This is a genomic window from Streptomyces sp. NBC_01198, from assembly GCF_036010485.1.
Lineage (GTDB): Bacteria > Actinomycetota > Actinomycetes > Streptomycetales > Streptomycetaceae > Actinacidiphila.
Map to the genome: position 1 here is coordinate 5,527,425 of NZ_CP108568.1, position 22,118 is coordinate 5,549,542.

Annotated in this window: 26 protein-coding genes and 2 tRNA genes; 25 read left to right on the top strand and 3 right to left on the bottom strand. The window is 69.7% G+C overall.

The window, feature by feature from the left end; genetic code table 11:
* Positions 1–221: 221 nt before the first annotated feature.
* From OG702_RS24560 to OG702_RS24630, 15 genes are all read left to right on the top strand, one after another.
* Positions 222–641 carry a TIGR03668 family PPOX class F420-dependent oxidoreductase gene (locus tag OG702_RS24560; protein WP_327291097.1) on the top strand — a complete coding sequence of 140 codons (420 nt, stop codon included), beginning with the start codon at positions 222–224 and terminating at the stop codon, positions 639–641.
* Positions 642–696: 55 nt separating this feature from the next.
* Positions 697–1,467: a GntR family transcriptional regulator gene (locus tag OG702_RS24565; protein ID WP_327291098.1), complete on the top strand. Its 771-nt coding sequence runs from the start codon at positions 697–699 to the stop codon at positions 1,465–1,467.
* 158 nt (positions 1,468–1,625) lie between these two features.
* Entirely contained in the window at positions 1,626–1,982 is a 357-nt protein-coding gene (locus OG702_RS24570) for an SCO3933 family regulatory protein (RefSeq protein WP_327291099.1), read from the top strand.
* A gap of 8 nt (positions 1,983–1,990) precedes the next feature.
* Positions 1,991–3,343, top strand: a complete 1,353-nt coding sequence (locus tag OG702_RS24575; RefSeq protein ID WP_327291100.1) for an FtsK/SpoIIIE domain-containing protein — start codon at positions 1,991–1,993, stop codon at positions 3,341–3,343.
* A gap of 88 nt (positions 3,344–3,431) precedes the next feature.
* Positions 3,432–3,614, top strand: a complete 183-nt coding sequence (locus OG702_RS24580; RefSeq protein WP_327291101.1) for a hypothetical protein — start codon at positions 3,432–3,434, stop codon at positions 3,612–3,614.
* Positions 3,615–3,619: 5 nt separating this feature from the next.
* A complete protein-coding gene (locus OG702_RS24585) occupies positions 3,620–4,294 on the top strand; it encodes a DUF2637 domain-containing protein (RefSeq protein WP_327291102.1) in 675 nt (224 codons plus the stop codon).
* Between the two features lie 17 nt (positions 4,295–4,311).
* Positions 4,312–4,494 carry a hypothetical protein gene (locus OG702_RS24590; RefSeq protein WP_327291103.1) on the top strand — a complete coding sequence of 61 codons (183 nt, stop codon included), beginning with the start codon at positions 4,312–4,314 and terminating at the stop codon, positions 4,492–4,494.
* 4 nt (positions 4,495–4,498) lie between these two features.
* A complete protein-coding gene (locus OG702_RS24595; protein WP_033176133.1) occupies positions 4,499–4,690 on the top strand; it encodes a mobile element transfer protein in 192 nt (63 codons plus the stop codon).
* 17 nt (positions 4,691–4,707) lie between these two features.
* A complete protein-coding gene (locus OG702_RS24600) occupies positions 4,708–5,043 on the top strand; it encodes a SpdD protein (protein ID WP_327291104.1) in 336 nt (111 codons plus the stop codon).
* Positions 5,040–5,282: a hypothetical protein gene (locus tag OG702_RS24605; protein WP_327291105.1), complete on the top strand. Its 243-nt coding sequence runs from the start codon at positions 5,040–5,042 to the stop codon at positions 5,280–5,282. The genes OG702_RS24600 and OG702_RS24605 overlap by 4 nt, the downstream gene beginning before the upstream one ends.
* 90 nt (positions 5,283–5,372) lie before the next feature.
* A complete protein-coding gene (locus OG702_RS24610) occupies positions 5,373–5,558 on the top strand; it encodes a hypothetical protein (protein WP_327291106.1) in 186 nt (61 codons plus the stop codon).
* Positions 5,555–5,734: a hypothetical protein gene (locus OG702_RS24615; RefSeq protein WP_327293495.1), complete on the top strand. Its 180-nt coding sequence runs from the start codon at positions 5,555–5,557 to the stop codon at positions 5,732–5,734. Before OG702_RS24610 ends, OG702_RS24615 begins: the two co-directional genes overlap by 4 nt.
* Positions 5,731–7,119, top strand: a complete 1,389-nt coding sequence (gene repSA / locus OG702_RS24620; RefSeq protein ID WP_327291108.1) for a replication initiator protein RepSA — start codon at positions 5,731–5,733, stop codon at positions 7,117–7,119. Before OG702_RS24615 ends, repSA begins: the two co-directional genes overlap by 4 nt.
* A 2-nt stretch (positions 7,120–7,121) precedes the next feature.
* On the top strand, positions 7,122–7,328 hold the full coding sequence (locus tag OG702_RS24625) for a helix-turn-helix domain-containing protein (protein WP_327291109.1): 207 nt from the start codon (positions 7,122–7,124) through the stop codon (positions 7,326–7,328).
* The gene (locus OG702_RS24630; RefSeq protein ID WP_327291110.1) at positions 7,328–8,476 is read left to right on the top strand and encodes a tyrosine-type recombinase/integrase; all 1,149 of its coding nucleotides are present in this window, start codon (positions 7,328–7,330) and stop codon (positions 8,474–8,476) included. Before OG702_RS24625 ends, OG702_RS24630 begins: the two co-directional genes overlap by 1 nt.
* Positions 8,477–8,544: 68 nt before the next feature.
* On the opposite strand, the gene OG702_RS24635 is transcribed toward OG702_RS24630, so the two are convergent.
* Positions 8,545–8,615: transfer RNA gene (locus OG702_RS24635), tRNA-Gly, on the bottom strand.
* A gap of 111 nt (positions 8,616–8,726) precedes the next feature.
* Between OG702_RS24635 and OG702_RS24640 the strand changes: the two genes are divergently transcribed.
* From OG702_RS24640 to clpX, 5 genes are all read left to right on the top strand, one after another.
* Positions 8,727–8,803, top strand: a tRNA-Pro gene (locus OG702_RS24640).
* Positions 8,804–8,994: 191 nt separating this feature from the next.
* Positions 8,995–10,386: a trigger factor gene (gene tig / locus OG702_RS24645; RefSeq protein WP_327291111.1), complete on the top strand. Its 1,392-nt coding sequence runs from the start codon at positions 8,995–8,997 to the stop codon at positions 10,384–10,386.
* Positions 10,387–10,662: 276 nt separating this feature from the next.
* Positions 10,663–11,268 carry an ATP-dependent Clp protease proteolytic subunit gene (locus tag OG702_RS24650; protein WP_327293355.1) on the top strand — a complete coding sequence of 202 codons (606 nt, stop codon included), beginning with the start codon at positions 10,663–10,665 and terminating at the stop codon, positions 11,266–11,268.
* A gap of 75 nt (positions 11,269–11,343) precedes the next feature.
* Positions 11,344–12,018 (top strand): ATP-dependent Clp protease proteolytic subunit, encoded by a 675-nt coding sequence (locus tag OG702_RS24655; protein WP_251489060.1) that lies wholly within the window; start codon positions 11,344–11,346, stop codon positions 12,016–12,018.
* Between the two features lie 163 nt (positions 12,019–12,181).
* On the top strand, positions 12,182–13,465 hold the full coding sequence (gene clpX / locus OG702_RS24660; RefSeq protein ID WP_327291112.1) for an ATP-dependent Clp protease ATP-binding subunit ClpX: 1,284 nt from the start codon (positions 12,182–12,184) through the stop codon (positions 13,463–13,465).
* A gap of 84 nt (positions 13,466–13,549) precedes the next feature.
* On the opposite strand, the gene OG702_RS24665 is transcribed toward clpX, so the two are convergent.
* Together OG702_RS24665 and OG702_RS24670 are read right to left on the bottom strand one after the other, a co-directional pair.
* Entirely contained in the window at positions 13,550–14,569 is a 1,020-nt protein-coding gene (locus tag OG702_RS24665; RefSeq protein ID WP_327291113.1) for a hypothetical protein, read from the bottom strand.
* A gap of 109 nt (positions 14,570–14,678) precedes the next feature.
* Positions 14,679–15,611: a hypothetical protein gene (locus OG702_RS24670; protein ID WP_327291114.1), complete on the bottom strand. Its 933-nt coding sequence runs from the start codon at positions 15,609–15,611 to the stop codon at positions 14,679–14,681.
* A gap of 118 nt (positions 15,612–15,729) precedes the next feature.
* On the opposite strand from OG702_RS24670, the gene OG702_RS24675 reads away from it, so the two are divergent.
* From OG702_RS24675 to OG702_RS24695, 5 genes are all read left to right on the top strand, one after another.
* Positions 15,730–18,357, top strand: coding sequence for a valine--tRNA ligase (locus tag OG702_RS24675; protein WP_327291115.1), 2,628 nt, complete (start codon positions 15,730–15,732; stop codon positions 18,355–18,357).
* 68 nt (positions 18,358–18,425) lie between these two features.
* Entirely contained in the window at positions 18,426–19,955 is a 1,530-nt protein-coding gene (gene folC / locus OG702_RS24680) for a bifunctional tetrahydrofolate synthase/dihydrofolate synthase (protein WP_327291116.1), read from the top strand.
* Positions 19,956–19,967: 12 nt separating this feature from the next.
* Positions 19,968–20,303 carry a DUF4233 domain-containing protein gene (locus tag OG702_RS24685; protein WP_327291117.1) on the top strand — a complete coding sequence of 112 codons (336 nt, stop codon included), beginning with the start codon at positions 19,968–19,970 and terminating at the stop codon, positions 20,301–20,303.
* A 66-nt stretch (positions 20,304–20,369) separates the two neighbouring features.
* Positions 20,370–20,783 carry a nucleoside-diphosphate kinase gene (ndk, locus tag OG702_RS24690; RefSeq protein WP_327291118.1) on the top strand — a complete coding sequence of 138 codons (414 nt, stop codon included), beginning with the start codon at positions 20,370–20,372 and terminating at the stop codon, positions 20,781–20,783.
* Positions 20,784–20,981: 198 nt separating this feature from the next.
* Positions 20,982–22,004, top strand: coding sequence for a rod shape-determining protein (locus OG702_RS24695; RefSeq protein ID WP_327293356.1), 1,023 nt, complete (start codon positions 20,982–20,984; stop codon positions 22,002–22,004).
* Positions 22,005–22,118 lie beyond the last annotated feature (114 nt).

Consider the following 22,118-nt stretch of genomic DNA (forward strand, 5'->3'; position numbering starts at 1 on the left):
ATCGTCGTGACTTCTGCTGTGGGCTGGTGTGGTTCTCCCTCATGCCCTTCGGCCCACCCTTGCGGGCGCGCGCGGCTTCGGCCGGGCCGAGCGGGGCGGAGACAGGAGCGACGGCGCGGCCGGGAGCCGGACGCGCGCCCGGCGGAGCGGCAGCGACGCCGGGAGCTTGATGAGGTAGGGAAATCTGTAACAACGCCTGTCGTCGCGGGTACGTTCGCACCATGGACATCTCCGCCGCTGAGGCTCGCGAGCGCTTCGCAAGCTCTCCCGTCGCGCGCTTGGCGACGGCCGATGCTGCTGGCGTGCCGCACGTCGTGCCGATCACCTTCGTGGTGGACGGCGACGTGATCTATTTCGTGATCGACCACAAGCCGAAGCGCTCGACCAACCTGCGGCGGCTGCGGAACATCGCTGAAAACCCGGCGGTGGCGGTCATCGCCGATCGGTACGCAGATGACTGGTCGGCCTTGTGGTGGGCTCGGGCTGATGGGCGCGCGGAGATCTGGGAGGACGGCGACGACCGGTTGAAGGCTGTCGCTCAACTCCAGACGAAGTACCACCAGTACGAGGAGACTCCGCCTCAAGGGCCGGTTGTCGCCATCCGTGTTGCCGCTTGGACCGGCTGGGCCTACGCCGGGTGACGATTGTCGGTGTCGCCCGTAAGCTGGCTTGCATAGCCAAGTCGAGGTGACCTAGATGGCGGAGAAGGATCTTCCGACGTACCGGAAGATCGCCGATGAACTGCGCACGCTGATCCTGCTGGGGAAGCTGCGCGCCGGCGAGAAACTCAAGTCTGAGAACGAGCTCAAGGATCAGTACGACACCACGCGCGTCACGGTGCGGAAGGCGCTGGCACTGCTCAAGGCAGACGGCCTGCTGATCAGCGAACAGGGCCGAGGCGTCTTCGTGCGGCCCCGACCGAACGTGCAGATGCTCACCACCGGAGCCAACTTCCGCGAGCGTCGCGACACCGGCGTCAGCAACTTCAACGCGGAGGCTGCGGCTCAGGGGCTGCGACCCGAACAGCGGATCTCGTCCGTAGAGACCGTGCCCGCACCTCCTGACGTGGCGGAGCGACTTGGGGTCGCCGACGGCGCCGAGGTGATCGTCCGGCGTCGGGCGTTCTTCGTGAACGACGAACCGATGCAACTGGTTGACGGTTACTACCCCGCTGCCCTGTTCGCCGGCACCGAGGTGACCGAGGCGCGCCGGATTCGCGGTGGCGTCAGTCGGCTGATCGAAGATCCAGACGGGCCGATCGGACAGCGGATCACGCACTTCGTAGAAGATCTTGAAATCCGTATGCCCACGCCGGCAGAGACTGACGCGCTCAAGATTCCGCCCGGAGTGCCACTCGCGCGAGTGCTTCGTACGGCGCACACTTCCGCTGGTCAGACGGTGGAAGTGCTCGACTCTCGGGTGCCGTGCGATCGTCACGTCTTCCGGTACGTGATCGACGTTCCCTGATCAACTGCGCCGCCAGGGAGAGCCTTCGGGCTCTCCTTTTTCAACTCCCCACTTGCATATCCAAGTTGACCGCCGTACCGTGAAGGTACAGCTTGGATATACAAGCTGACGCTCGTGGGGGAGCGCTCTACTCCTCCACCCAGCACAGGAGTTGCCGTATGGCTTCGTTCAAGATCGACCTTTCGACCGCCACGGTGTTCGTGGCGACCCCGCCGGTGCCGAAGCTGGTGAACAAGCAGACCGGTGAGATCGCGATCGACCGCGAGACCGGTGCGCCGCTGAGGACGGTGGGCCTGCTGGTCTCGGATGAGGGGCAGGGTGACCTGTTCCAGGTGACCATCCCGGAGACCGGCATCGACGCAACGCTCACGCCGGGCACGCTGGTCGCGGTGACGGGTCTGCGGGCGCGGGACTGGGAGAACGAGTTCAACGGGCAGAAGCGGCACGGGATCAGCTTCCGCGCCGTGGCCGTGACCTCGCTCATGCCGGCGGCTGCCGCGAACGGCAAGGGCTGATCGCCGTGGTGACCGTACTGGTGTTATCCGGCGCCGGGATCGCCGCTGTGCTGATCCTGCGCCGGGTCCGCCCGGACCTGTACTGGCTGGTCATCGGCGGCCCCGCTGCTCGGGTGAGGGTCGGCTGGTCCTACGCCTCCGTCATGGACGCGTGCGGCCTGTCGGTTCCCCCGTCACGGGCACGGATCGCGGTCGCCCGGGCGCTGCGCCGGGAGATGCCGGCCAACCGGCCCCCGAAGCTCCTGCGTCTGCGGACCACCCGCACGGGCCTGGTTGCCCGCATCCGGCTCCAGCCGGGGCAGGACGCCTTCGACGTGATCACTGCCGCCGACCGGTTGCGGCACTCCTGGCGCCTTCACCAGGTCGCGGTCAAGGAGATCCGCTCCGGGGTCCTGGAACTGTCGATGACCGGCTATGACGTGCTCGGCCGGGTGCACCTGCCGGCCCGTGCGGAACGTTCGGCCCTGCGGGTGCCGGTCGCTTTGCGCGGGGATGGGACCGTGCACTACCGGGACTTCCGGAAGGTGCCGCACAGCTTGACCGTGGGCGCGACCGAGTCGGGCAAGTCCGTCTACCAACGCGGCCTGATCAGGGAGCTCGCTCCTCAGCCGGTCGCGCTGGTCGGGATCGACTGCAAGAAGGGTGTCGAACTCGCCCCGCTGGCGCGCCGGTTCACCGCCATGGCCGACACCGCAGAGCTCGCCGCCGATCTCCTCGAAGCGCTCGTTGACGAGATGACGGAGCGCTTCCAGGTCATCCGTGCCGCACAGCGGATCAGCGCGGACACCCCGGACGCGGAGATCACCTCCGACATCTGGGGCCTGCCGGACAAGATCCGCCCGGTGCCGATCGTCGTCATGATCGATGAGATAGCCGAACTGCTCCTGATCGCGACCGCGTCGGAGAAGAAGCGCCGGGAGCGGATCATCACCGCCCTGATCCGTCTCGGTCAGCTCGCCCGGGCGGCCGGCATCTACCTCGAAGTGTGCGGTCAGCGCTTCGGCTCCGAGCTGGGCGACGGCGTGACCATGCTGCGCGCTCAGCTCACCGGCCGGGTGTGCCACCGCGTCAACGATGAAGCGTCCGCGAAGATGGCCTTCGGCGACATCGCCCCGGAGGCTCTGGCCTCGGTCCTGGCCATCGCCCCGGATCAACCGGGTGTCGCGATCGTCGCGGACACCTCCGGCGGCTGGTCCCGGATCCGCACCCCACACGTCTCGCTGCGTGACGCGGTCGCCGCCTGCAACGCGTATGCCGAGCTGACACCCGAGGTGCCCGCGCTGGCACCCTTCCGGCCCGTCCTGCCGCCTCTCGGTACGACCACCGCGCCGGTTCCCGGGCCGTTCCCCGCCACCGCCTGACCCAACCTGTCCACCGGTCGGCGTGACCGCCTCACGCCAGCTCCCTACCCGCTCCATGCCCAAAACGTCCTGGAAGGAGGTCCGTGCCATGGCTGCTCGCAAGACCGCCGCCCGCCCCGCCAAGCCCGCTGCCGAGCCGGTGCCGGAGAAGTGCCCGGTCTGCAAGGGCACCGGAACCGTCGCCGTGACCGTTCGTGTGGGCCGCCGGCACCGCGTCGTCGGAAAGCAGGACGGCATGTGCCTGACCTGCTTCGGCACCGGAGAGGCGTGATCGCCATGACCAAACCGGAAGCCGAACAGGCCGCCGTGATCGTCGCCGGAGTCGTGATCGTCGTACTGACCGCCGCCGCGTTCTGGCTCTCCTACGCCCACCTCGCCGACGTCGCCCGCACCAACGGGCTTGCCGCTTCACCGGCCCGGCGCTGGGCGTGGCCCGCGACGCTCGATCTGTTCATCGTGGCCGGCGAGGTGCTGATGTTCCTCGCCGCACTGCGGGGCCGTACCGACTGGTGGGCCATCGGCCTCACGGTCACCGGCTCCCTCGGCTCGATCGGCCTGAACGTCGCCGGCGTCGGTGCCCGGCAGCCGCTGCTGCACTACGTCGTCGCCGCCGTGCCCCCGTTCGCCGCGCTGCTCGCCTTCGGCGCGCTCATGCGTCAGGTCCACCGCCTCATCCCCGACACCGCACCCGACCAGTGTGGGGCGCTGCCGGTCCCGGAGCCTGCTGTGCCGGTCGTCCTCGAACGCGCCCATGAACCGGCCCCCGCGCCCGCCCCCGCCCCGGCCGTGCCCCCGGCGGTCACGGTGCCGGCTGCGCTGGTCGATCACGCCCGGAAGATCGCCGCCGCCCACCGGTCCGCGACCGGTACCCCGATCGACACCGCCACCCTGCGGACCCGCCTCGGCGTCCCCCCGGCGCTGGCCGACGCCATCGCCGCTCAACTCACCTGACCCGGAAGGAAATCCTGATGCGTCCGTCCACCCGTACCGCTCTGGAACGGTCCGCCGAACTCACCCGCGCCGGCCGCCTGGTCGAAGCCGTGGAAGTCGGAGAGCGCGCCATCACCGGCGCCACCGACACCGAGGCACCCGACGTCACGCAGTGGCTGCACGACCACGCCGACGACTTCCTGCACGACCCGAAGGGCTGACCCGATGGCCCGCTTCGAGCGCTTCACCAACGTCGCCCGTATCGGCCCCGTCGAGGTCGGCGACCACCGCGACCGGCACGGCCGCAAAGCCACCATCGCCGCCTGCACCGCCCCGCGCTGCGGCTGGTCCAACGACTACGCCACCCGCGCTGCCGCCGAACTCGCCGCCCGCACCCACACCTGCACCACCACCTGATCAGGAGAGGACTTCGGATGTTCAAGCCCAAGTACCCGCCGGACTACACCTACACCCCGCCCGTCACCGCCTACACCACCCCGCCGGCACCGGTGAACACCGACACCACCGCCCCGGCCCCGCTGGCGCAGCCCCCGGTGCCCATGCCGATCCCGCAGGCCCCGGCCCGCCCGGTCGTCCAGCTCACCCCCGGCAGCGTCGCGACCGTCGTGGTCGGCGGCACCGCCGTGGTCCTCGTGGTCGGCGTCGTCCTCGTCTCCCTGCTCCTGGCCGTCGCCATCACCGCCGCCTCCGTCGCGGTTGTGGCCGTGGTCGCCCGCGCCATCCTCAACGACTCCCACAAGGGCCGGTGAGCGTCGTGGGCCTGTTCACCCGCAAGAGCGACACACCGGCCAATCCCGCTATGGCCGAGCTGGGCCGGGAGTTCGCCAACGCCAAGCGCCACGGTGACCGCAAGGCCGTGCGCCGCATCGCCCGCGAGTACGACCGCACCGCGACCGGCGACGGTGACGCGGCCTCGTTCCAGCACGGCCAGGACGCCTACAACGCGATCCCGCCCGCCTACCCCACCCGACGCAACCGCCGTTCCTAGCGGCTCCCGGGGCGGCCTCTACTGCCAAGTTTCCGCCGCCCCGGGCGCCTCCACCTTCCTGATCCAACGGACCCGAAAGGGACACCCATCATGCCGCACCACACCCACGCCCCGGGCCACATCTGCTCCCACTGCGACGGCTTCCCCGTCGTGGCCATCGCCACCGGCACCCGCAACGGCGACGGCACCCGCCGCACCCTGAACGTCACCTGCCCCGCCTGCAAGGGCACCGGTGTCGTCCCCACCCGCCGCGTCCTGACCACCGCCGGCAGGTGAGCGCTGTGGCCTTCCTCGACTGGCGCGACGCTAAGCACTTCGACCACACCGGCGACAGGCCGTGCGTCCTGTGCACCAAGCCCACCCCGCTCCGCTCCGATGCGGGCAAGCCCGTCCACAAGGTGTGCGCAGAGGACTGGATCGACACCCACCCCCGCAAGGACGGTGGCGCGTGATCGCAACCGCCCTTCCGGCGGGCCTGGACCCGGTTGCCTGGCAGGACTTCCTGCGGGTGGCCGGGTCGGACGGCTTTGACCGCTGGCACGACCAGGTCACCCGCACCGGTGGCTGCTCCGACCCGATCCACCTGGTCGGCTCGACCACCACCCTCGACCCGGCAACCGGGCAGGTCCTCTACGCCTACGACACCGGTGGGGAGCCTGGCGGGCGGCTCCGCGTCGCCTGTGGCAACCGCCGTGCCTCGCGCTGCCCGGCCTGCGCATGGACCTACGCCGGCGACACCTACCAGCTCATCCTGTCCGGCCTGACCGGCGGCAAAGGCGTCCCCGCAACCGTGGTCGACCACCCCCGGGTCTTTGCCACCCTCACCGCCCCGTCCTTCGGCCCGGTCCACAACCGGCCTGCCGCCGGCCGCTGCCGCTGCGGCACTCCCCACCAGGACGGGGCACCGGAGTTGGGCACGCCGCTCGATCCCGACTCGTACGACTACGCCGGGGCGGTGCTGTGGAACAACCACGCCTCGGACCTCTGGCGGTACGTCACCATCTACCTGCCCCGCGAACTCGCCGCCCGCGTCGGCATCACGCAACGCGAACTGCGCGAACGGCTCCGCGTCTCCTACGGCAAGGTCGCCGAATACCAGAAGCGCGGTGCGATCCACTTCCACGCCGTGATCCGCTTCGACGGCCCGGACGGTCCCGACACCGCCCCGCCGGCCTGGGCGACCACCGGCCTCCTGGAAGACGCGTTACGCGCCGCTGCCGCCCGCGCTGCCGTCACCGTTCCCGCCGCCGGTGACCAGGCCGCCCGGGTTCTGCGCTGGGGCACACAGCTCGACGTGCAGCCCATCGGGGCCTTCGGTCACGGCGAGGAACTGACGGAACAGGCCGTCGCGTCCTACGTCGCCAAGTACGCCACCAAGGCGGCGGAGACGACGGGAACTGTCGACCGCCGCATCGGTGAACTCGCCGAACTCGACAAGCTCCCCGACCTGCCCGACCACACCCGCCGGCTGATCCAAGCCTGCTGGGACCTCGACGCGACCTATCCCGACCGGCGGCTGTGGGCCTGGGCTCACATGCTCGGCTTCCGGGGCCACTTCTCGACCAAGGCCCGGCGCTACTCCACCACCCTCGGAGCGCTCCGGCAGGCTCGCGCGGACTACCGCGCCGACCAGGAACGCAAGGAACGCGGCCTCCCCGACCTGGACGCCGATCCGGACGCCGGCACCCTCGTCATCGCCCACTGGACCTACGCCGGTCACGGCCACACCCCCGGCGAATCCTGGCTCGCCCAACAGATCCACCGCGACATCACCCAGACCAGAGAAACCGCACGCCAAGCACGCCACGAGATCGCCGACAACGAGGGGGAGTGGTGACCATGGACCGGCTACTGACAGTGGAACAAGCCGCCGAACGGCTCGGCACCGGAGTGCGCTTCTCCCGGCGGCTGATCGAGGAACGGCGCATCACCTTCGTCAAGGTCGGCCGGCACGTCCGCATCCCGGCGAGCGCGCTCGATGCCTTCGTCGCTGCGAACACGGTCCAGCCCCGTACCGCCGCCCGGCACCTGCGGAAGGTGGCGTGATGCCCAGCAAGAAGCGCCGGACGTTCGGCCGGGTCCGCAAGTTGCCCTCCGGCCGGTACCAGGCTCGCTACCGGGGTCCGGACGGGATCGACCGCCCGGCACCCGAGACCTTCGCCACGAAGCGGGACGCTGACGACTGGCTGGCCGAACGGCAGACCGAGGTGCGTCAGCCGGACTGGCGGGACCCTGACGCGTCTAAGGTGCCGTTCGAGGCGTACGCGACCGCTTGGATCGCCGAGCGGCCGTTGGCCCTGAGCACGGCCGGCCTGTACGGCATCCTGCTCCGGGTTCACCTGCTGCCGACCTTCGGTGGGATGACCATCGCCGACGTCACTCCTGCTGCCGTTCGGGCCTGGCGACGTGCCCGGCTGGACGCCGGCACCGGTGCTCCGACCGTGGCCAAGGCGTACGCGCTCCTCCGCACGATCATGGGGACGGCCGTTGCTGACGACCTGATCCGGCGCAATCCGTGCCAGATCAAGAACGGGGGCACGGTCCACACCCCGGAGCGACCGACCGCGACAATCCCCGAGGTCTTCGCGATTGCTGACGCCGGCCAGCCGCGCTATCGCGCGCTTGTGCTCCTCGCCGCGTTCTGCGGCCTGCGCTGGGGCGAGCTGATGGGCCTGCGCCGCCAGGATCTCGACGTCGAGCGGGCCGTCATCCGGGTACGGGGCTCGGTCTCCGAGCTGAACAGCGGGAAGCGGGTCTACAAGGCTCCGAAGAGTGAGGCGGGGAAGCGCTCCGTAGCGATCCCGGCGTCGATCATGCCGGTCGTGAACGTGCACCTGCGGGTGTACGCCGAGCCTGGTGCTCAGGGTCGAATCTTCGTCGGAGCGAAGGGGGCCACGCCTCGCCGGAACCACTTCAACGGGCTATGGCGGAAGGCGTGTGCCGAGGCTGGGATCAAGGGTCTGCACTTCCATGATCTTCGGCACACCGGCAACACGCTCGCCTCACGGACGGACGCCAGTACGAGAGAGCTGATGATCCGGCTGGGCCACGGTTCGAGCCGCGCCGCGCTGATCTATCAGCACGGCAATCAGGAGCGGGAACGCGAGATCGCCGACGCCATTGACGGCATGATCGTGAAGGCGCTCAAGCGGGGCTCCGGCAGGAAGGGGCACGTGGGGGGCACGGAGAGCTAGAAGAAGATCGGAAATGACGACGGCCCGGGTCGCGGAATCGCTCCGCCACCCGGGCCGTGGCCGTACAGAGCGGGCGACGGGAATCGAACCCGCGTAGCTAGTTTGGAAGACTAGGGCTCTACCATTGAGCTACGCCCGCAGCGCCTCAGATTCTGGCACATCGCACGGTTGCCGGTCGAACCGGATGAGTGGCGGGTGGAAGAGCGGCTGCCCACGGTCGACGGTGCATGTACTCTACGTGTCGCACCAGCGGGGTGTGGCGCAGCTTGGTAGCGCGTCCGCTTTGGGAGCGGAAGGCCGTCGGTTCGAATCCGGCCACCCCGACCAGCAGTTCCGCGCGGGCCGGCACGTACGGTGGCGCCGGCCCGCGGGCCCTCGTCCGACCCCGCCCGGCGGGCTTTGTGGTACCGGTAGGATGGGCCGCTGGCGACCGGGCACGCGGCCAAGCCGAGTGCCGCACGTACGACTCGTACCGACGGTCCGCCCCCATCAACGTAAAGCCCCAAGGAGACCCAACCGTGAAGAGCGCCGTCGAGACTCTGAACCCGACCCGGGTTCGACTCACTGTCGAGGTGCCCTTCGAGGAGCTCAAGCCCAGCCTCGACGCGGCGTACAAGAAGATCAACGACCAGGTCACGGTGCCGGGCTTCCGCAAGGGCAAGATCCCTGCGCGCGTCATCGACCAGCGGTTCGGCCGTGGCGCGGTCCTCGAAGAGGCCATCAACGACGCGCTGCCGAAGTTCTACACGGAGGCGGTCAGCGAGGGCGAGCTGAACGTGCTCGGGCAGCCCGACGTCGACATCACCGAGTTCAACGACGGCGACGAGCTGAAGTTCACCGCCGAGGTGGACATCCGGCCGGTCATCGAGATCCCGGACTTCTCCGGCATCGAGGTCACCGTCGACGCCGTCGAGGTCAGCGACGAGGACGTCGAGAAGTCGCTGGAGCAGCTGCGGGACCGCTTCGCGTCCACCACCACGGTGGACCGCCCGGCCGCCGAGGGCGACGTCGTGGTGGTCGACCTGGAGGCCGCGGTGGACGGCGAGGTGCTGGAGGACGGCATCGCCAAGGCCGTCAGCTACACCATCGGCTCGGTCCAGCTGCTCGACGGTATCGACGAGGCCGTCACCGGCCTGTCCGCCGGCGGTTCCGCGACCTTCACCTCCGAGCTCAAGGGCGGCTCCGCCGCCGGCAGGCCCGCCGAGGTCAAGGTCGACGTCTCCGATGTCCAGGCGCGCGAACTGCCCGCGCTGGACGACGACTTCGCCCAGCTGGCGAGCGAGTTCGACACGCTGGAGGAGCTGCGGGGCGACAGCCGCAAGCGGCTTGAGTCGATGAAGCAGTACGACCAGGCGACCGCCGCCCAGGAGAAGGTCCTCGACGCGCTCATCGAGCTGACCGAGGTGCCGATCCCGGAGAAGCTGCTCAAGGACGAGATCGAGACCAGGACGCACAACCTGGAGCACCACCAGTTCCCGCAGATGGGGCTGACCTGGGACTCCTACCTGGAGCGCGAGGGCAAGACCCGCGAGGAGTACGACGCGGAGCTGGAGACCCAGGCGGTCAAGGGCATCAAGACCCAGTTCATCCTGGACGAGCTCGTCAACAAGGAGAAGCTGTCGGTCAACCAGGAGGAGCTCACCGAGCACCTCATGCGGCGGGCCGCGACCTCCGGTATGACCCCCGATCAGTTCGCCCAGGCGGTCGTCGAGGGCGGCCAGGTGCCGATGCTGGTGGGCGAGGTCGCCCGCGGCAAGGCGCTGGCGGTCGTGGTGGAGGCGGCGAAGGTCACCGACACCAACGGTGAGGTCGTCGACCTCACGGACGAGGACGAGGAGGAGGCGGCCGCCGCTTCCGCCGAGGGCGACGCCCCGTCCGAGGGTGACGCCGCGGAGCCCGAGCAGGCCTGACGCCCCGTCCCGCCGGGGGCGCGGTTCCCCGCGCTCCTGCGGGGCGCGCCCACGCGCGGGAAGGTGCCCGCCCACGCGCGGGAAGGTGCCCCCACGAGGGCATGCGCTCACAGCGAACAGGTGGCCGTACAGGATTGTCGGCCACCACCCGCGCGTTAGGGTCCGTAGGGAGAAAGGGTGCGGTCCCGTGAAGGGAACGGCACCCGGCCCAGACGAAGACCCTGTGACGGCATGTCTACCGTCCGACAACGAGCAGGTGGATACGTGACGACTCCGATGCCTTCCGCCGCCGGCGAGCCGAACCCCGGTGGACTCGGCGACCAGGTCTACAACCGACTGCTCGGCGAGCGAATCATCTTCCTCGGCCAGGCCGTCGACGACGACATCGCCAACAAGATCACCGCGCAGCTGCTGCTGCTGGCCGCAGAGCCGGACAAGGACATCTTCCTCTACATCAACAGCCCCGGCGGTTCGGTGACCGCGGGCATGGCGATCTACGACACCATGCAGTTCATCCAGAACGACGTGGTCACCATCGCCATGGGCATGGCCGCCTCGATGGGGCAGTTCCTGCTCACCGCGGGCACCCCCGGCAAGCGGTTCGCGCTGCCGAACACCCGGATCCTGATGCACCAGCCCTCCGCGGGCCTCGGCGGTTCCGCCACCGACATCAAGATCCAGGCGGAGCAGCTGCTGCACACCAAGCGCCGCATGGCCGAGCTGATCGCACAGCACTCGGGCCAGACCTTCGAGCAGATCACCAAGGACTCCGACCGGGACCGCTGGTTCTCGGCCGAGGAAGCCCAGGAGTACGGCCTGCTGGACGGGGTCATGCTCTCCGCCGCGCATGTGCCCGGCGGCGGCGGCACCGGTGCCGCCTGAGCCCTGGCGCCCTGCCGGGCGGCAGCCTCTGATCACTCGAAGCTCTTCATCATCAGGACGGTGGACGTGAATTCCATGAACTTCCCCGGCAGCGGCCTGTACGAGCGCACCGAGGCCGAGCGGCCCGGCGTGTTCGGCGCCGAAGCCCGCTATGTCATCCCGCGCTTCGTGGAGCGCACCTCGCAGGGCGTGCGCGAGTACGACCCGTACGCGAAGCTGTTCGAGGAGCGGGTGATCTTCCTCGGCGTCCAGATCGACGACGCCTCCGCCAACGACGTCATGGCGCAACTGCTGTGCCTGGAGTCGATGGACCCCGACCGGGACATCTCGGTCTACATCAACAGCCCCGGCGGCTCGTTCACCGCGCTCACCGCGATCTACGACACGATGCAGTTCGTGAAGCCGGACATCCAGACGGTCTGCATGGGCCAGGCGGCCTCCGCCGCGGCCGTGCTGCTGGCCGCCGGCAGCCCCGGCAAGCGGATGGCGCTGCCGAACGCCCGGGTGCTGATCCACCAGCCGTACAGCGAGACCGGCCGCGGGCAGGTCTCCGACCTGGAGATCGCGGCCAACGAGATCATCAGGATGCGGCAGCAGCTGGAGGAGATGCTGGCCAAGCACTCCACCACCCCGATCGAGCAGATCAGGGAGGACATCGAGCGGGACAAGATCCTGACGGCCGAGGAGTCTCTGGCCTATGGTCTTGTCGACCAGATCGTCTCCACCCGCAAGACCTCTGTGAACGTCTGAACCACCCGGCAGGCGGTGCCGGTCGCGTGCGGTCCCCCCGGACCCGGATGAGCGAGTACGTCCAAGGGGGACCCACTCGGGGGGCGCGGCAAGGTACCGTCGATGAGAGAAGCACCAGGCTCCGTTGAAGGCCGGCGGAACCCAGGCGAAGGGGAAAGACCTCGTGGCACGCATCGGTGACGGCGGAGACCTGCTGAAGTGCTCGTTCTGCGGAAAGAGCCAGAAGCAGGTGAAGAAGCTCATCGCAGGCCCTGGTGTGTACATCTGCGACGAGTGCATCGACCTCTGCAACGAGATCATCGAGGAGGAGCTCGCCGAGTCCTCCGAGGTCCGCTGGGAGGATCTGCCCAAGCCCCGGGAGATCTACGAGTTCCTGGAGGGCTACGTCGTCGGGCAGACGCCCGCCAAGAAGGCGCTGTCGGTGGCGGTGTACAACCACTACAAGCGCGTGCAGGCCGGTGAGAACGGCCGCCCGGGCCACGACGACGCGATCGAGCTGGCGAAGTCCAACATCCTGCTGCTCGGCCCGACCGGCTCCGGCAAGACGCTGCTGGCCCAGACGCTGGCCCGGATGCTGAACGTGCCGTTCGCCATCGCCGACGCCACCGCGCTCACCGAGGCCGGCTACGTCGGCGAGGACGTCGAGAACATCCTGCTGAAGCTGATCCAGGCGGCGGACTACGACGTCAAGAAGGCCGAGACGGGGATCATCTACATCGACGAGATCGACAAGGTGGCCCGCAAGAGCGAGAATCCGTCGATCACCCGGGACGTCTCGGGCGAGGGCGTGCAGCAGGCGCTGCTGAAGATCCTTGAGGGCACAACCGCGAGCGTGCCGCCGCAGGGCGGCCGCAAGCACCCGCACCAGGAGTTCATCCAGATCGACACCACCAACGTGCTGTTCATCGTGGGCGGCGCGTTCGCGGGCCTGGAGAAGATCATCGAGTCGCGGGCCGGCGCCAAGGGCATCGGCTTCGGCGCGACCATCCGCTCCAAGCGGGAGATCCAGGCCAGCGACCAGTTCCAGGAGATCATGCCCGAGGACCTGGTCAAGTTCGGCATGATCCCGGAGTTCATCGGCCGCCTCCCGGTCATCACCAGCGTGCACAACCTCGACCGCGAGGCGCTGCTGCAGATCCTGGTCGAGCCGCGTAACGCGCTGGTGAAGCAGTATCAAAAACTGTTCGAACTCGACGGCGTGGAGCTGGAGTTCGAGCGGGGTGCGCTGGAGGCCATCGCCGACCAAGCGATCCTGCGGCAGACCGGCGCACGCGGTCTGCGGGCGATCATGGAGGAGGTGCTGATGTCGGTGATGTACGAGGTGCCGTCCCGCAAGGACGTGGCCCGCGTGGTGATCAGCGCCGAGGTCGTCCACTCCAACGTCAACCCGACCCTGGTGCCGCGCGAGCCGCGCATCGTGGGCAAGGGCGAGCAGAAGAGCGCCTAGCCGCACCGCAACACGGCGCTGACGTCCAACGTGAGAGGGGCGCCCGGTCCAGGACCGGGCGCCCCTCTCACGTTGGACGGGCGGCTAGCCGAGCGGCACCCGGACGTCCTTGCGGACCTTCGAGAGCAGGTCCGCGGTGTCGCCGGGCGACAGGCTGCTGCCGCTGCCGTCGGCGAGGGAGGCCACGTCCAGCGGCGTCACCGTGCCCACCGTGCTGTAGTCCGCCCACAGGCAGATGGTCACGCTGACGGCCTTGCTGGTGTCCTGCTTGTTGGTGATCTTCGCGGTCTGGCACTCCACGACCGCGTCGTCGGCGCCCGAGGGGTGCACCGTCTGCGTGCCGCCGACCAGTTCGGTCGTGGTGTCGTCGTCGCTGCCGCTGTCCTCGGTCGCACCCTTGCGCAGGGTGGCCATCATGCCGTCGGCGACCTTCTTGGGGTCCTTGACGGTGCCGTAGGCGCCGCTGAAGGACAGCAGGGTGCCGCTGGCCTCCGAGCCCTTGACGTAGGCCGCCGAGACCCGCTTCGGGTCCGTCATGCCGAGTGTCTTGAGCGTCGCCACGTCGTCGTCGTCCAGACCCATGTCGGTGATGTCCGCGTTGCTGGACTTCTGGTAGTCCGTGGCGACCGTGGCGGGGGTCGTCAGCTGGTACTTCTTGCCGTCGTCCTTCGGGCCGCCGCCGCTGTCGCTCCTGGTGACGAAGAAGACGCCGACGCCGACCGCGACCAGCGCCACGACCGTGCCGATGATGATCCCGGTGCGCTTGCCGCTGCCGCCGCCCTGCGGGGGCCCGGGCGGCTGCCCGTAGCCGTAACCGGGCTGGCCCTGCTGCGGGTAGCCGTACCCGGGCTGCTGCGGCGGCACCTGGCCGTAACCGTGCTGGCCCTGCTGCGGGTAGCCGTACCCGGGCTGCGGCTGGCCGTAGCCCGGTTGCTGGGGCGGCTGGCCGTACGGCGGCTGGGCGGGCGGGCCCTGCTGCGGGTAGCCGTAGCCCGGTTGCGGCGCCGGCTGCCCGTAGCCGGGCTGCTGGGGCGGCTGTTGCCCGTAGGGCCCGGGCGGCGGCTGGCCGCCGTACGGATTGGGTGGCGGCTGGTCGTTGCTCATCGGAACTCGGGTCCCCTCCGTTGGCATGGTCCGGCCCATCCTGGCGGACGGCGGACGCGCTGTTGACCCGGGGCCGGGAAGCTGCGACGGCCGCGCGGGAAAGGGCGGTTCAGCCCGCGACCGGCACCCGCACGTCCTTGCGCACCCGCTGCGCCAGCGCTCCGGCGTCGTCGTAGGACATCGCGGTCGCACTGCCGGCCTGCACCTCGGCCAGGTCGAGCGTGACCGTGTACGCGACGGTGCTGTAGTCCGCCCACAGGCAGATGGTGGTGGGGAAACTGAGCTTCTGGGCAGGGATGGTGTACTTGACCTGCTGGCACTCCAGCGCCGCGTCGTCCATCCCGGCCGGGTGCACCTTCTGCGGCTCACCCACCAACTCGTGCGTGGTGCCGTCGCTCTCCTTCTTGGCGGCGTCCTTCTTCATCTTCGCGAACATCCCGTCGACGACCTTCTGCGGGTCCTTGACGGTGCCGTACACGCCGGCGACCTCCAGCACCTTGCCGGTGTTCGCGTCGCCGATGGCGTAGTCGGCCTGGGCCGTCTTCGGGTCGCTCACGCCGAGGGACTTCAGGGTGGCCAGGTCCGAGGCGTCGAAGCCGCCGTCCTCGTCGGCGTCGGTCTTCTTGTAGTCCGTCGCCACCGCGTTCGGCATGGTCAGCCGGTACTTCTTGCCGTCGTTCTTGATACCGCCGCCGCTGTCGCCCTTGGTGACGAAGAAGACGCCGGCGCCTATCGCGGCCAGCGCGACGACCGCGCCGATGATGATCCCGGTGCGCTTGCCGTTCCCGCCGCCCTGCGGCGCGGCCGGCGGCTGCCCGTAGCCGTACCCGGGCTGCTGGCCGTACGCCTGCTGCTGCTGCGGGTAGCCGTAGCCCTGCTGCGGCGGCTGCGGCTGCTGCGGATACCCGTAACCGGGCTGCGGCTGCTGCGGCGGGCCGAACCCGGGCTGGGGCTGGCCGTAGCCGGGCTGCTGCGGCTGCTGTCCGTGCGCGTCGGACGGCTGCTGGCCGTAAGGATTCGGCGGCGGCTGGTTGTCGCTCATTGCTTCGGGTCCCCTCCCATAGGTGTGCACCCTCATCTTCGCCGATCCCTTATGCCGCGCTTACCGCGGGGGAGCAACTGATTCGTAACAGCCCGGTGCGCCGCCGTAGAATCGTCCGGTGACCGACAACACTCAGCGCCCGCACGACGGGCCGACCAGCGCCCCCGAACTGCCGACGACCTATGCGCCGGCCGACGTAGAGGGGCCGCTGTACGAGCGCTGGGTGGAGCGCGGCTACTTCGAGGCCGATCCGGCGAGCGACAAGCCGCCCTTCGCCGTCGTCATCCCGCCGCCCAACGTCACCGGCAGCCTGCACCTGGGCCACGCCTTCGAGCACACGCTGATCGACGCCCTCACCCGCCGCAAGCGCATGCAGGGCTACGAGACGCTGTGGCAGCCCGGCATGGACCACGCCGGCATCGCCACCCAGAACGTGGTCGAGCGCGAGCTGGCCAAGGTCGGCAAGTCCCGGCACGACCTGGGCCGCGAGGCGTTCGTCGAGCGGGTCTGGCAGTGGAAGGCCGAGTCCGGCGGCCAGATCTCCGGCCAGATGCGCCGCCTCGGCGACGGCGTCGACTGGTCCCGCGAGCGCTTCACCATGGACGAGGGCCTCTCGAAGGCCGTCCAGACCATCTTCAAGCGGCTCTACGACGACGAGCTGATCTACCGCGCCGAGCGGATCATCAACTGGTGCCCGCGCTGCCTCACCGCGATCTCCGACATCGAGGTCGAGTACGAGGAGGAGGACGGCGAGCTGGTCTCGCTGCGATACGGCGACGGCGAGGACAGCGTCGTGGTCGCCACCACCCGCGCCGAGACGATGCTCGGCGACACCGCGGTCGCCGTCCACCCCGACGACCCGCGCTACGCGCACCTGATCGGCCGCACGGTCAAGCTGCCGCTGACCGACCGCTCGATCCCGATCGTCGCCGACGCCCATGTCGACCCGCAGTTCGGCACCGGCGCGGTCAAGGTGACGCCCGCCCACGACCCGAACGACTTCGAGATCGGCCGCCGCCACGACCTGCCGGCCCTGACCGTCATGGACGAGCACGCGGTCATCACCGTCCCCGGCCCCTTCCAGGGCCTGGACCGGCTGGAGGCGCGCTCGGCGATCGTCGCCGCGCTGCGTGCCGAGGGCCGGATCGTCGCCGAGAAGCGCCCGTACCGCCACTCGGTCGGCCACTGCTCGCGCTGCAAGACGACCATCGAGCCGCGGCTGTCGATGCAGTGGTGGGTCAAGGTCGGCCCGCTGGCCCGGGCCGCGGGCGACGCGGTCCGCGACGGCCGGGTCGCCATCCACCCGCAGGAGATGGAGAAGCGCTACTTCGACTGGGTCGACAACCTGCACGACTGGTGCATCTCGCGGCAGTTGTGGTGGGGCCACCGCATCCCGGTCTGGTACGGGCCGAACGGCGAGACGGTCTGCGTCGGACCCGACGACGAGACGCCCGGCGAGGGATGGCGGCAGGACTCCGACGTCCTCGACACCTGGTTCTCCTCCGGCCTGTGGCCCTTCTCCACCATGGGCTGGCCCGAACAGACCCCGGCACTCGAGAAGTTCTACCCGAACGCGGTGCTGGTCACCGGCTACGACATCCTCTTCTTCTGGGTCGCCCGGATGATGATGTTCGGCCTGTACGCGATGGACGGCACCCCGCCGTTCCACACCATCGCCCTGCACGGCATGGTCCGCGACCAGTTCGGAAAGAAGATGTCCAAGTCCTTCGGCAACGCGGTCAACCCGCTGGACTGGATGGACACCTACGGCTCCGACGCCGTCCGCTTCACCCTGGCGCGCGGCGCCAACCCGGGCATCGACGTGCCGATCGGCGAGGACTGGGTCCAGGCGTCGCGCAACTTCGCCAACAAGATCTGGAACGCCACCCGCTTCGCGCTGATGAACGGCGCCACCGTCGAGGGCGACCTGCCGCCGGCCGAGGAGCTGTCCGCGGTCGACCGCTGGATCCTCTCGCGGCTGGGCACCGTCGTCGCCGAGGTCGACGCCTTCTACGACGACTACCAGTTCGCCAAGCTGTCCGACAGCCTGTACCACTTCGCGTGGGACGAGGTCTTCGACTGGTACGTCGAGCTGTCCAAGACCGTCTTCTTCGCCGGCGGCGAGGGCGCCAGGCTCTCGGGCCGGGTCCTCGGCGAGGTCCTCGACGTGCTGCTGCGGCTGCTGCACCCGGTCGTCCCTTTCGTCACCGAGACGCTGTGGACCACGCTGACCGGCGGCGAGTCGCTGGTGATCGCCGAGTGGCCGAAGGACAGCGGCTTCCGCGACCCCGCCGCGGAGGCGGAGATCGCGCTGGTCCAGCGGGTCGTCACCGAGGTCCGCCGGTTCCGCAACGACCAGGGTCTGCAGTCGGGCCAGAAGGTCCCGGCCAGGCTCGGCCTGCAGGGCACTCTGCTGGCGCCGCACGAGGACGCGATCCGGCAGCTGCTGCGGCTGCAGCCGGCCGGTGACGGCTTCCACGCCACCGCGTCGCTGCCGGTGGCCGGCGCCACGGTCGAACTCGACCTGTCGGGCGCGATCGACGTGCCCGCCGAGCGCAGGCGGCTCACCAAGGACCTGGGCCTGGCCGAGAAGGAGAAGGCCGACGCGGGCCGCAAGCTCGGCAACGACGCCTTCCTGGCGAAGGCGCCGGAGAAGGTCGTGGCCGGCATCAGGGCCCGCCTGGCGGCCGCCGAGGCGGACATCGCGCGGATCGGCTCCCAGCTGGACGCCCTGCCGGACAGCTGACCGGGCGTACAGATGAGCGTGGTGGCCCTGGCCGTGAGGCCGGGGCCGCCTTCCGTAGACTGGACCGCGTGACCGACCTCCCCCCGAACGGCGACTCCGCGGACGATCCGCATCCCTACGAAGCCGGCGACGACGATCGCGCGGCCGACGCGGGACGGCGCGAGGTGGACATGGCCGTCATCGAGGCCGGCAGCCGGACGCTGCGGTCCGGCCTCAGCCCCGCGGTCGCCGACGACGTGCCCTCGCGTCCCGCCGACCCGGCGGTCGACCGCGAGCTGCGGGAGGTCGAGGAGGAGCTGCTGGGGCGCTGGCCTGAGACGAAGCTGGACCCGTCGCTCGACCGGATGGCCGCGATGATGGACGTCCTCGGCGATCCGCAGCGCGCCTACCCGGCGATCCACATCACCGGCACCAACGGCAAGACCAGCACGGCCCGGATGATCGAGCGGCTGCTGCTCGCCTTCGAGCTGCGCACCGGCCGCTACACCAGCCCCCACGTGCAGTCCGTGACCGAGCGGATCAGCCTGGACGGCGCCCCGATCAGCGCCGAGGGCTTCATCGAGACCTACCGCGACCTGCAGCCGTACGTCCAGATGGTCGACGCCGCCCAGCAGCACCGCATGTCGTTCTTCGAGGTGCTCACCGCGATGGCCTACGCGGCCTTCGCGGACTCACCCGTCGACGTGGCCGTGGTCGAGGTCGGCATGGGCGGCAGCTGGGACGCGACCAACGTGCTCGACGGGCAGGTCGCCGTGGTCACCCCCATCGCGCTGGACCACACCGAGAGGCTCGGCGGTACGCCCGGCGAGATCGCGGTGGAGAAGTCCGGCGTGATCAAGAAGGACGCCACCGCGGTCCTCGGCCGGCAGCCCGCGGACGCCGCCCAGGTGCTGCTCAAGCGGGCGGTCGAGGTGGACGCCACGGTGGCCCGCGAGGGCATGGAGTTCGGGGTCGCCCGCCGCGAGGTCGCGGTCGGCGGCCAGCTGCTGACGCTGCGCGGCCTCGGCGGCGAGTACGACCAGATCTTCCTGCCGCTGCACGGCGAGCACCAGGCGCAGAACGCCGCGGTCGCGCTGGCGGCGGTCGAGGCCTTCTTCGGCATCGGCCGGATGCACCAGCGCACCCTGGACGTGGACACCGTGCGGACCGCCTTCGCCGCGGTCACCTCGCCCGGCCGCCTCGAAGTGGTCCGCCGCAGCCCCACCGTGGTGCTGGACGCGGCGCACAACCCGGCGGGCGCGCTGGCCACCGCTGCGGCGATCAGCGAGGTCTTCGACTTCACCCATCTGGTCGGCGTGGTCGGCCCGAGCGGGGACAAGGACGTGCGCGGCCTGCTCGAAGCCTTCGAGCCGGTGCTGTCCGAGGTCGTGGTGACCCGCAACTCCACCTCTCGCGCGATGGACGTGGACGCGCTGGCGGCGCTGGCCGTGGAGGTCTTCGGCGAGGACCGCGTGCAGGTCGAGCCGCGGCTCGACGACGCGCTGGAGGCGGCGATCACGCTGGCCGAGGACGAGGGCGCGTATTCCGGCGCCGGTGTGCTGGTGACCGGTTCCGTCATCACCGTGGGAGAGGCCCGGCTGCTGCTGGGCCGTAAGTGAGGGGCTGGGTCCATGCGGACGCTCTGTTCGAGCACGCTGATCGGCGAGTTCTTCGTCATCGGCTTCGCCGGGCTGGTCGCGATGAAGAATCCCGACCTGTCCATGGCCACCGTGTGGACGGTGTCCGGGGTCGCCATGGCGCTGTGCGTACTGCTGTGCGGCTTCCTCGGCCGGCGTGGCGCGCTGGCCGTCGGCTGGGCGCTGCAGATCGCGCTGTTCGTCAGCGGGCTGGTGGTCGGTACGATGTTCTTCCTCGGTCTGATCTTCGGCGGGTTGTGGTGGGCGTCGATCCACTTCGGCCGCAAGGTCGACGAGGCCAAGGCGAGGAACGCGGCGCAAGCGGCCTGACGACTGCCTTGTAGGCTCGTCGTACCACCCTTCACATGTCTTCCCGTTTTCAGCAGGAGCCGCCCCGTGTCACAGCGCACCCTCGTCCTTCTCAAGCCCGACGCCGTACGCCGTGGCCTGGTCGGCGAGATCCTCGGCCGGATCGAGCGCAAGGCGGGCTGGACGATCGGCGCCCTGGAACTGCGCACCCTGGACCGCGGCACGCTGGAGCAGCACTACGCCGAGCACGTCGGACGCCCGTTCTACGAGGCGCTGGTGGAGTTCATGGCGTCAGGACCCTCGGTGGCACTGGTGGTCGAGGGCGAGCGCGTCGTCGAAGGGCTGCGCGCGCTGGCCGGGCCGACCGACCCGATTGCAGCAGCGCCCGGCTCCATCCGGGGGGACTTCGGCAGTATCGTCCGGGAGAACCTGGTGCACGCCTCGGACTCCGAGGAGTCCGCGGAACGCGAGATCAAGCTGTTCTTCCCCGGTCTGGCCTAACACCCCCGCCGATCAGGGTATATGTGGCGGTCGATCGGGAACCAAACATCCCGACACGACGTCACCATTACAGAGGTCAGCTGTGTGTTCTGATGACAATGACGTCGGAACCCCGACCCGCGCGCCGTACCGGTCGCGACTACGATGGAATCTCCGCTCAAGCTCGGGAAGGCCAGACGTATCCTCATGGCGAACAACATGTCGTTCATCGGCCGTGACATGGCTGTCGACCTCGGGACCGCCAACACGCTGGTGTACGTCAGGGGCCGCGGGATCGTTCTGAACGAGCCGTCCGTCGTGGCCGTGAACACCAACACCGGCGGCATCCTGGCGGTCGGCGCAGAGGCCAAGAAGATGATCGGCCGCACACCGGGCAACATCGTCGCGGTCCGGCCGCTCAAGGACGGCGTCATCGCCGACTTCGAGATCACCGAGCGCATGCTGCGGTACTTCATCCTCAAGGTGCACAAGCGCCGGTACCTGGCCCGCCCGCGCATGGTCATCTGCGTGCCCTCCGGCATCACCGGCGTCGAGCGCCGTGCTGTGATCGACGCGGCCAACCAGGCCGGTGCGCGCACCGTGCACATCATCGAGGAGCCGATGGCCGCCGCGATCGGCGCCGGGCTCCCCGTGCACGAGGCCACCGGCAACATGGTGGTGGACATCGGCGGCGGTACCACCGAGGTCGCGGTCATCAGCCTCGGCGGCATCGTCACCGCGCAGTCCATCCGGGTGGCGGGCGACGAGCTGGACAACGCGATCATCCAGCACATCAAGAAGGAGTACAGCCTGCTGCTCGGCGAGCGCACCTCCGAGCAGATCAAGCTCACCGTCGGGTCCGCCTTCGCGACCAAGGACGACGAGGAGCACACCGAGATCCGCGGCCGCGACCTGGTCAGCGGGCTGCCCAAGACGGTGGTCATCTCGGCCGCCGAGGTGCGCAAGGCCATCGAGGAACCCGTCAACGCGATCGTGGACGCGGTGAAGACCACGCTGGACAAGTGCCCGCCCGAACTGTCGGGCGACATCATGGACCGCGGCATCGTCCTGGCCGGCGGCGGCGCGCTGCTGCGCGGCCTGGACGAGCGGCTGCGGCACGAGACGGGCATGCCCATCCACATCGCCGAGACCCCGCTGGACTGCGTGGCGCTCGGCGCCGGCAAGTGCGTCGAGGAGTTCGAGGCACTGCAGCGCGTGCTCGACGCCGCCCCCCGCAGATGACGCGCGGCCCGCAGACGACCTCGGCGAGCCGGATCATCCGCGGCATGCGAACCACAGCACAGTAGCTCCGACCGGCCGCGGCCCCACTGGCGGCGGGTCCGATGAGGAAGGCAC